Annotated in this window: 9 protein-coding genes; 5 read left to right on the top strand and 4 right to left on the bottom strand. The window is 73.6% G+C overall.

Annotated elements, in window-relative coordinates; genetic code table 11:
• Positions 1 to 168: 168 nt before the first annotated feature.
• From rsrA to ACFU6K_RS23840, 4 genes are all read right to left on the bottom strand, one after another.
• Positions 169 to 579: a mycothiol system anti-sigma-R factor gene (gene rsrA, locus ACFU6K_RS23855; RefSeq protein WP_380666160.1), complete on the bottom strand. Its 411-nt coding sequence runs from the start codon at positions 577 to 579 to the stop codon at positions 169 to 171.
• Positions 576 to 1,481, bottom strand: a complete 906-nt coding sequence (locus ACFU6K_RS23850) for a sigma-70 family RNA polymerase sigma factor (RefSeq protein WP_380666158.1) — start codon at positions 1,479 to 1,481, stop codon at positions 576 to 578. The genes rsrA and ACFU6K_RS23850 overlap by 4 nt, the downstream gene beginning before the upstream one ends.
• A 157-nt stretch (positions 1,482 to 1,638) precedes the next feature.
• Positions 1,639 to 2,292, bottom strand: coding sequence for an alpha/beta family hydrolase (locus ACFU6K_RS23845; protein WP_380666156.1), 654 nt, complete (start codon positions 2,290 to 2,292; stop codon positions 1,639 to 1,641).
• Between the two features lie 44 nt (positions 2,293 to 2,336).
• Entirely contained in the window at positions 2,337 to 3,089 is a 753-nt protein-coding gene (locus ACFU6K_RS23840; protein WP_380666154.1) for an SOS response-associated peptidase, read from the bottom strand.
• A 150-nt stretch (positions 3,090 to 3,239) separates the two neighbouring features.
• Between ACFU6K_RS23840 and ACFU6K_RS23835 the strand changes: the two genes are divergently transcribed.
• The 5 genes from ACFU6K_RS23835 to hisN all read left to right on the top strand — a co-directional run bounded on the left by ACFU6K_RS23835 (position 3,240) and on the right by hisN (position 7,712).
• Positions 3,240 to 3,965, top strand: a complete 726-nt coding sequence (locus tag ACFU6K_RS23835; protein WP_074001398.1) for a M50 family metallopeptidase — start codon at positions 3,240 to 3,242, stop codon at positions 3,963 to 3,965.
• Positions 3,966 to 4,029: 64 nt separating this feature from the next.
• Entirely contained in the window at positions 4,030 to 5,370 is a 1,341-nt protein-coding gene (aroA, locus tag ACFU6K_RS23830) for a 3-phosphoshikimate 1-carboxyvinyltransferase (RefSeq protein WP_380666152.1), read from the top strand.
• A 15-nt stretch (positions 5,371 to 5,385) separates the two neighbouring features.
• A complete protein-coding gene (gene rsgA, locus ACFU6K_RS23825; protein ID WP_380666150.1) occupies positions 5,386 to 6,438 on the top strand; it encodes a ribosome small subunit-dependent GTPase A in 1,053 nt (350 codons plus the stop codon).
• A gap of 134 nt (positions 6,439 to 6,572) precedes the next feature.
• Complete coding sequence (locus ACFU6K_RS23820; RefSeq protein ID WP_049655057.1) at positions 6,573 to 6,896, top strand: multidrug efflux SMR transporter; 324 nt, start codon at positions 6,573 to 6,575, stop codon at positions 6,894 to 6,896.
• 18 nt (positions 6,897 to 6,914) lie between these two features.
• Positions 6,915 to 7,712: a histidinol-phosphatase gene (gene hisN, locus ACFU6K_RS23815; RefSeq protein WP_049655055.1), complete on the top strand. Its 798-nt coding sequence runs from the start codon at positions 6,915 to 6,917 to the stop codon at positions 7,710 to 7,712.
• Positions 7,713 to 7,740 lie beyond the last annotated feature (28 nt).

The raw sequence follows: 7,740 nt of genomic DNA, 5'->3' as shown, positions 1-7,740 counted from the left end.
GGAGTGTGCACTCCCGGGGCCGCTGTGGTCCCTGTCCTGAACCCGCCCGACACCCGCCCGGACGTGCCCGAACCGTCCGCCCCGCCCTCGCCGACGGGCCGCGGGGCTACCGCCCCCGGTGGTCGACCGAGCGGTCGACCATCGCACGGGCGTTCGCCCGACGGGGTGTCACTCCGCGGGGGCGCCGGCCTCGACCGGAGCGCCGGAGCGCCCGGCCGGCTCCGCCTCGCCCGCCCCGCCCGGCCTGGGCGCCGGCCGGGCCGACTCGGCGTGCAGTTCGACGGTGGTCTCCACGGCGACCACCACCTGCTCGCCCGAGCGCTGCCCGGCCCGGATCGAGTCGATCCTGGCCAGCACCTTGCTGCGCAGGTCGGTCGGGGTGTCGTCGCACCCGCAGGAACGCTTGATCAACGCCTTGATCGCCTGCTCCAGCCCGTACTGCTTCAGGCAGGGTGAGCACTCCTCGAAGTGCACCCGCAACTTGGCGCAGTCGCCCTCGGCCATCTCGTTGTCGAGGAATTCATAGAGGTGGTCGAGGACCTCGCCACACTCGGTTTCGTGCGGATCGCCGCAGCTCATGAGCCCGAGCCCTTCGCTTCCTGCCCTGCCCCGCTGCCGGCCGGGACGAGCCCGCGCTCACGGGCGTAATCCTCCAGCATGCCGCGCAGCTGACGGCGGCCGCGGTGCAGCCGGGACATCACCGTACCGATCGGAGTACCCATGATGTCCGCGATCTCCTTGTACGCAAAGCCTTCTACGTCCGCGAGATAGACGGCGATCCGGAATTCCTCCGGGATGGCCTGGAGCGCGTCCTTCACATCGCTGTCGGGGAGGTGGTCGAGCGCCTGGGTCTCGGCCGAGCGCAGACCGGTCGACATGTGCGACTCGGCCCGGGCCAGCTGCCAGTCCTCGATCTCCTCCGCCGCGGTGCGCTGGGGCTCCCGCTGCTTCTTGCGGTACGAGTTGATGAACGTGTTGGTGAGGATGCGGTACAGCCAGGCCTTGAGGTTCGTCCCCTCGCGGAACTGGTGGAAGGACGCGTACGCCTTCGCGAACGCCTCCTGGAGCAGGTCCTCCGCGTCGGCCGGGTTGCGCGTCATGCGCAGCGCCGCCGAGTACATCGGATCCAGGTAGCCCAGGGCGTCGCGCTCGAAGCGCTCCCGCCGGGCCTCCTCGCTCTCCTCCGCCGACACCCGGTAGGTGTCCTCACCGATCGCCTCGGCCAGCTCCTCACCGGTGAGCGCCTCGCCCGCGGGCAGGGCGTCGCCCGGGCCACGGCCCGGATCGGCCTCGTGCTCGGTCCCGACGACCGGACCCACCTCCTCGGCATGACGGGCACGGCCCACGGCGGGCCGCCCAGAAATGGAGGATATAGGGCTGACGGGCTTCTCGCCCGCGTCGAGCCAGTCCGACCAGGAGGGGGCGAACGCCGCGGTGGCCTCGCGCTCCTCAGGCCGTTCGGGGCACGCGATCGAACCCATCTGCCCTGCCTCTCACCGGTGACTCCTGCTGACGGAGACGACAACCACACGCGTCCCGCCCGCATTCCCGTCCCCAGCCGCCATTCACTCGCACGAGTGAGCGAACGGAAACTCCCTGCTCACGGCCCCGGAGCCGGAGCCGGACCGCCCCACGGCCTCACACCAGCCGCAGCACCCAGTCCCCCACCGCCGAGCAGATCAGGTCCAGCACCTCGTCCTGCCCCACCGGCGCCCGCTTGGGCACCTCGAAGCCGTGGCTGCCGTACGGCACCGCCACCAGCTCGTGCCCCTCCGGCAGCTCCGGGAACTCCACCGGCCCGCCGAACGGGTCCGCCGCGCTCTGCACCACCAGCGTCGGCAGCCCGGACTCCAGCAACTCCTCGGCCCGGCTCTTCTCCGGCCTGCCCGGCGGGTGCAGCGGGAACGCCAGCGCCACCACCCCGACCGCCCCGGTCGCCGCGCCCGTCCGGCAGGCCACCCGCGCCCCCGCGCTGCGCCCGCCGACCACCAGCGGCAGCCCCTGACCGGCCAGCCGCTCGGCCACCGGCCGCCAGCCCAGGTCCAGCGTCTTCGGCGCCGGGCCCAGCTTCCGGCCCGCCACCCGCCAGGGCTGCTCGACCAGGGCCACGGTGATCCCCCGGGCCGGCAGCTTCGCGGCCAGCGCCACCAGGTCCCGGGCCTCGATCCCGCCGCCCGCGCCGTGGCCGAGCGCCAGGACGGCCACCGGCTTCGCGGCCCGGTGGTAGCTGATCCGGGCCTCCCCGGCCTCGGTGGGGACCGCTTCGGTGCGGACCGGTTCGGTGGTGCTCATCTCGACGTCTCCCGGAACGTTCGCAAAAGATCGGAACAGGCGGCTCAGAACAGGGTGGTCTCGTACTCGGGCTCGGCCCACGGCTCCTTGAGCTCCGGGCCGTTGTTGCGGATGCTGCCGACCGCCGGCGACACCGGGGTGGCCACCAGCGCGCCCGGCGGCGGGGGTATCAGCAGCCGGCGCAGCCCGTCCGGGTCGGTCAGCCGCGGGTCCAGCCACTCGTCCCAGTCCCGCCGGTCCAGGAACAGCGGCATCCGCTCGTGGATCGGCGCCAGCACCTCCTCGGCGTCCGTGGTGACGATCGTGAACGTCACCAGCCAGGCCTCCGGGTGCCCGGGCGGCACCGCCCGGTTGCGCCAGAACTCGTACAGCCCGGCCAGCGCCAGCGGGGCGCCGTCCGCCCGGGAGACGAAGTACGGCTTCTTGCGGGCCTTGCCGCGCTCCCCCGGGACCGTCTGCCACTCGTAGTAGCCGTCCACCGGCAGGATGCACCGGCGCGCGGCGAAGGCCTGCCGGTACGAGGGCTTCTCGTGCACCGTGTCCGACCGGGCGTTGATCATCTTCACCGCCGTCTCGGCGGAGTTCGACCACTGCGGCACCAGCCCCCAGCGCAGCACCCGCAGCTGGCGCACCGGCCGCGGCCGCTCCCTGCCCAGCCGCTCCAGCACCACGAACGCGCTGTTGGTCGGCGCGACGTTCCAGTTCGGGTCCAGGGTCTCCTCGGGGTCCCAGTGCTCGACGTCGAACAGCTCGACGACGTCCTCGGGCTTGCTGCTGGCTGCGAACCGACCGCACATGCGGGCCAGCTTGCCATGCCGCCGCTCCTCAGGACCTGTTCATCCCCGGACCAGAACCACCCCCTGCCTCCCGCCCGTCCCCGCATGGGAGGCTGCCCCGAACGGCCCACACGGCGGCCCGGTACGACGGACGGAGGCGGAGAGACCCCGATGAACGCGAACGACCAGACCCTCGGCGACCTGTGGAACCAGGTGACCGGCACCCAGGCCGCCCCACCCGGCTGGCTGGTCCTGGCCACCGGCGCCGCCGCCCTGCTCACCGTCCTGGCCCGCCCGCTCTGGCACGTCGCCCGCAACGCCGTGACCATCGCCCACGAGGGCGGCCACGGCCTGATCGCCCTGGTCACCGGCCGCAAACTGGCCGGCATCCGGCTGCACTCGGACACCTCCGGGCTCACCCTCTCCTACGGCCGCCCCACCGGCCCCGGCATGGTCCTCACCGCCGCCGCCGGCTACACCGCCCCCGCCCTGCTCGGCCTCGGCTGCGCCGCCCTGCTCGCCGCCGACCGGATCACCCTGCTGCTCTGGCTGGCGATCGTGCTGCTGCTCGCCCTGCTCCTGCGCATCCGCAACGCCTTCGGCTTCCTCACCGTGCTGGTCGCCGGCGGCGCCTTCTTCCTGGTCTCCTGGTTCGGCAGCGCCGAGGTCCAGGCCGGCTTCGCCTACCTCGGCTGCTGGTTCCTGCTCCTCGGCGCCGTCCGCCCCGTCCTGGAGCTCCAGCACCAGCGCCGGATCGGCTGGGCCCGCGACTCCGACGCCGACCAGCTCGCCCGGCTCACCCACGTCCCCGCCCTCGCCTGGGTCACCGTCTTCCTGCTCGTCGCCCTCGCCTGCCTCGCCCTCGGCGCCGCCTGGCTGCTCCAGCCCCTGCAGTGAGCCCGCCGGGCCTCCCGCCGTCCGAGCGCCGAGACTGTTCCCGTACGGCCCCTAGACTTGCCCCATGACCGAGACCCTGTGGCCCGCCCCCGTCGCGACCAGCCCCGTCGACGCCACCGTCACCATCCCCGGCTCCAAGTCGGTCACCAACCGGGCCCTGGTGCTGGCGGCCCTCGCCGACGGGCCTGGCTGGGTGCGGCGTCCGCTGCGCAGCCGCGACTCCCAGCTGATGGCCGACGGCCTGCGCGCCCTCGGGGTCACCATCGAGGAGAAGGTCAACAACGACTCCGGCGGCACCGGCGGCGGCGAGGCCTGGCGGGTCATCCCCGCCCCCGCGCTGCTCGGCCCCGCCTCGGTCGACGTCGGCAACGCCGGCACCGTGATGCGCTTCCTGCCCCCGCTGGCCGTCCTGGCCGACGGCCCGGTGCACTTCGACGGCGACCCGCGCTGCTACGAGCGCCCCCAGCACGGCGTGATCAACGCCCTGCGCGCGCTCGGCGCCCGGATCGAGGACGGCGGCCGCGGCGCCTTCCCGTTGACCGTGCACGGCACCGGCTCGCTGGACGGCGGCCCGGTCGAGCTGGACGCCTCCTCCTCGTCCCAGTTCGTCTCCGCCCTGCTGCTCTCCGGCGCCCGCTACAACCACGGCATCGAGGTCCGCCACGTCGGCGGCCCGGTCCCGTCGCTGCCGCACATCCGGATGACCGTGGAGATGCTGCGGCTGGCCGGCGCCCAGGTCGACGCCCCCGAGGACGGCGGCGAGAAGGACGTCTGGCGGGTCACCCCGGGCGCCCTGATCGGCCGCGACCTGGTGGTCGAGCCGGACCTCTCCAACGCCGCGCCGTTCTTCGCCGCCGCGCTGGTCACCGGCGGCCGGGTCACCGTGCGGGACTGGCCCAAGCACACCACCCAGCCCGGTGACCAGCTGCGCGAGATCTACACCCGGATGGGTGGCGCCTGCGAGTTCACCGACGAGGGCCTCCAGTTCACCGGCACCGGCCGGATCCACGGCATCGAGGCCGACCTGCACGACGTCGGCGAGCTCACCCCGGTGATCGCCGCCGTCGCCGCGCTCGCCGACTCCGAGTCCCACCTGTACGGCATCGCCCACCTGCGCCTGCACGAGACGGACCGGCTCGCCGCGCTCGCCAAGGAGATCAACGACCTGGGCGGCGACGTCACGGAGACCGAGGACGGTCTGCGGATCCGCCCGCGCCCGCTGCACGGGGGCGTCTTCCACACCTACGAGGACCACCGCCTCGCCACCGCCGCCGCCGTCCTCGGCCTCGCCGTGCCCGGCGTGGAGGTCGAGAACGTGGCCACCACCGCCAAGACCCTGCCCGACTTCCCGGGGATGTGGGCCGAACTGCTCGGCGAAGCGGCGGAAGCGGCGGCGGGCGTCTGAGCGGAGACTGAGCACATGCGCCGCTACGGCAAGGACGCCGACGAGGACGACATCCGCAACCGCCCCGCCCGCCGGGGATCCCGGCCGCGGACCCGGATCCGGCCCAAGCACGAGGACGCCGCCGAGGCGATGGTGCTGACCGTCGACCGCGGCCGGATCACCTGCCTGGTCGATCCGGGGACGAAGCAGGAACGCGAGGTCGTCGCCATGAAGGCCCGCGAGCTGGGCCGCAAGGGCGTCGTCGTCGGCGACATGGTCCACCTGGTCGGCGACCTCTCCGGGGACGCCGACACCCTGGCCCGGATCGTCCGGGTCGAGGAGCGCGGCTCGGTGCTGCGGCGCACGGCGGACGACGACGACCCGTACGAGCGGATCGTCGTCGCCAACGCCCAGCAGCTGGCCATCGTCACCGCCCTGGCCGATCCGGAGCCGCGTCCCCGGCTGATCGACCGCTGCCTGGTGGCGGCCTACGACGCGGGCATGGAGCCGCTGCTGGTGCTCACCAAGTCCGACCTCGCGCCGGCCTCGACGCTGCTGGACTCCTACGCCCCGCTGGGCATCACGTACGTGGTCACCCGCCGCGACGAACTGGAGACCACCGGCGCCGAGGCCGTCCGCGAGCACCTGCGCGGGCTGTCCACGGTGTTCATCGGCCACTCCGGCGTCGGCAAGACGACCCTGGTCAACGCGCTCGTCCCGGACCGCCAGCGGCAGACCGGGCGCGTCAACGCGGTGACCGGCCGCGGCCGGCACACCACCGTCTCCGCCCTGGCGCTGCGGCTGCCCCCGCCGCCCGGCGCCAAGCCGGGCTCGAAGAAGGCGCTGGACCCCGGCTGGGTGATCGACACGCCCGGCTTCCGCTCCTTCGGCCTCTCGCACATCGACCCGTCCCGGGTCATCCTCGCCTTCCCCGACCTGGAGCCCGGCACCGTCGACTGCCCGCGCGCGTGCAGCCACGACGAGCCGGACTGCGCGCTGGACGCCTGGGTGGCCGACGGCCACGCCGAGGCCGCCCGGCTCTACTCGCTGCGCCGGCTGCTGGCCAGCAAGGAGGGCGAGCTCGACTGAGCCCGGCCGCGCCGTGCCCGTCCCCGGGTTCGGGGCCGGTGGCCCGTTCGAGGTGTCGGAGCGGGCTCACCTGGCGATCATAGGAAGGTCGGACCGTACCCGGTCCGACCCCCGATCGACAGGGAGGGCACGCGATGGCATGGGCCCTGGTGGTCCTGGCCGGCCTGCTGGAGACCGGCTTCGCGATCAACCTCAAGCTCAGCGAGGGATTCACCAGGCTCTGGCCCACCATCAGCTTCTGCGTGTTCGCCCTCGGCAGCTTCGGTCTGCTCACCCTCTCGCTGAAGACCCTGCCGGTCGGCCCCGCCTACGCGGTGTGGACGGGCATCGGCGCGGCCGGCACCGCGATCTACGGCATGGTCTTCCTGAACGAGACCAGTTCGGTCCTCAAGCTGGTCTCGATCTCGCTGGTGATCGCCGGCGTCATCGGCCTCCAGCTCAGCGGCACGGCCCACTGAGCGGCTAGGGTTTCGGGCATGGCCGATTACCACGACGACCTCCGACTCGCCCATGTCCTCGCCGACTCGGCCGACTCGGTCACCCTGGAGCGCTTCCGCGCCCTCGACCTGAAGGTCGAGACCAAGCCCGACCTCACCCCGGTGAGCGACGCCGACAAGGCCGCCGAGGAGCTGGTGCGGAGCGTGCTCCAGCGCGCCCGCCCGCGCGACGCCGTCCTCGGCGAGGAGTTCGGCCTCCAGGGCTCGGGCCCGCGCCGCTGGGTGATCGACCCGATCGACGGCACCAAGAACTACATCCGCGGCGTCCCGGTCTGGGCCACCCTGATCGCGCTGCTGGAGGACGGCCCGGACGGCGTCGAGCGCCCGGTGGTCGGCATGGTCTCCGCCCCCGCGCTCCAGCGCCGCTGGTGGGCGGCCAAGGGCCTCGGGGCGTTCGGCGGCCGCAGCCTGGCCAAGGCCTCCCGGCTGCACGTCTCCGGCGTCTCCCGGATCGAGGACGCGTCCTTCTCCTACTCCTCGCTCACCGGCTGGGAGGAGCGCGGCCGCCTCGACCCGTTCCTCGACCTCACCCGCGCCTGCTGGCGCACCCGCGCCTACGGCGACTTCTGGTCCTACATGATGGTCGCCGAGGGCGCCGTCGACATCGCCGCCGAGCCCGAGCTGTCGCTGTGGGACATGGCGGCCAACTGCATCATCGTCGAGGAGGCCGGCGGCCGCTTCACCGGCCTGGACGGCGTCCCGGGCCCCGGCGGCGCCGACGCCGTCGCCTCCAACGGCCTGCTGCACGAGGAGGCCCTGCGCCGGCTGGGCGTCTGAGCCGGATCCTCGGGCCGGGACGTGGTCG

The sequence above is a fragment of the Kitasatospora sp. NPDC057512 genome (genome assembly GCF_042802135.1).
In the GTDB taxonomy this organism is placed as follows: Bacteria; Actinomycetota; Actinomycetes; order Streptomycetales; family Streptomycetaceae; genus Kitasatospora.
The sequence above is the reverse complement of the archived record's forward strand: the minus strand, read 5'-3'. Positions and strand labels throughout refer to the sequence as shown.

Excerpts from the sequence above, each read along its gene's own strand:
- ACFU6K_RS23850 (WP_380666158.1), bottom strand. The coding sequence starts at position 1,481 with ATGGGTTCGATCGCGTGCCCCGAACGGCCTGAGGAGCGCGAGGCCACC.
- aroA (WP_380666152.1), top strand. The coding sequence starts at position 4,030 with ATGACCGAGACCCTGTGGCCCGCCCCCGTCGCGACCAGCCCCGTCGAC.
- ACFU6K_RS23845 (WP_380666156.1), bottom strand. The coding sequence starts at position 2,292 with ATGAGCACCACCGAACCGGTCCGCACCGAAGCGGTCCCCACCGAGGCC.
- rsrA (WP_380666160.1), bottom strand. The coding sequence starts at position 579 with ATGAGCTGCGGCGATCCGCACGAAACCGAGTGTGGCGAGGTCCTCGAC.
- ACFU6K_RS23840 (WP_380666154.1), bottom strand. The coding sequence starts at position 3,089 with ATGTGCGGTCGGTTCGCAGCCAGCAGCAAGCCCGAGGACGTCGTCGAG.
- rsgA (WP_380666150.1), top strand. The coding sequence starts at position 5,386 with ATGCGCCGCTACGGCAAGGACGCCGACGAGGACGACATCCGCAACCGC.
- ACFU6K_RS23835 (WP_074001398.1), top strand. The coding sequence starts at position 3,240 with ATGAACGCGAACGACCAGACCCTCGGCGACCTGTGGAACCAGGTGACC.
- hisN (WP_049655055.1), top strand. The coding sequence starts at position 6,915 with ATGGCCGATTACCACGACGACCTCCGACTCGCCCATGTCCTCGCCGAC.
- ACFU6K_RS23820 (WP_049655057.1), top strand. The coding sequence starts at position 6,573 with ATGGCATGGGCCCTGGTGGTCCTGGCCGGCCTGCTGGAGACCGGCTTC.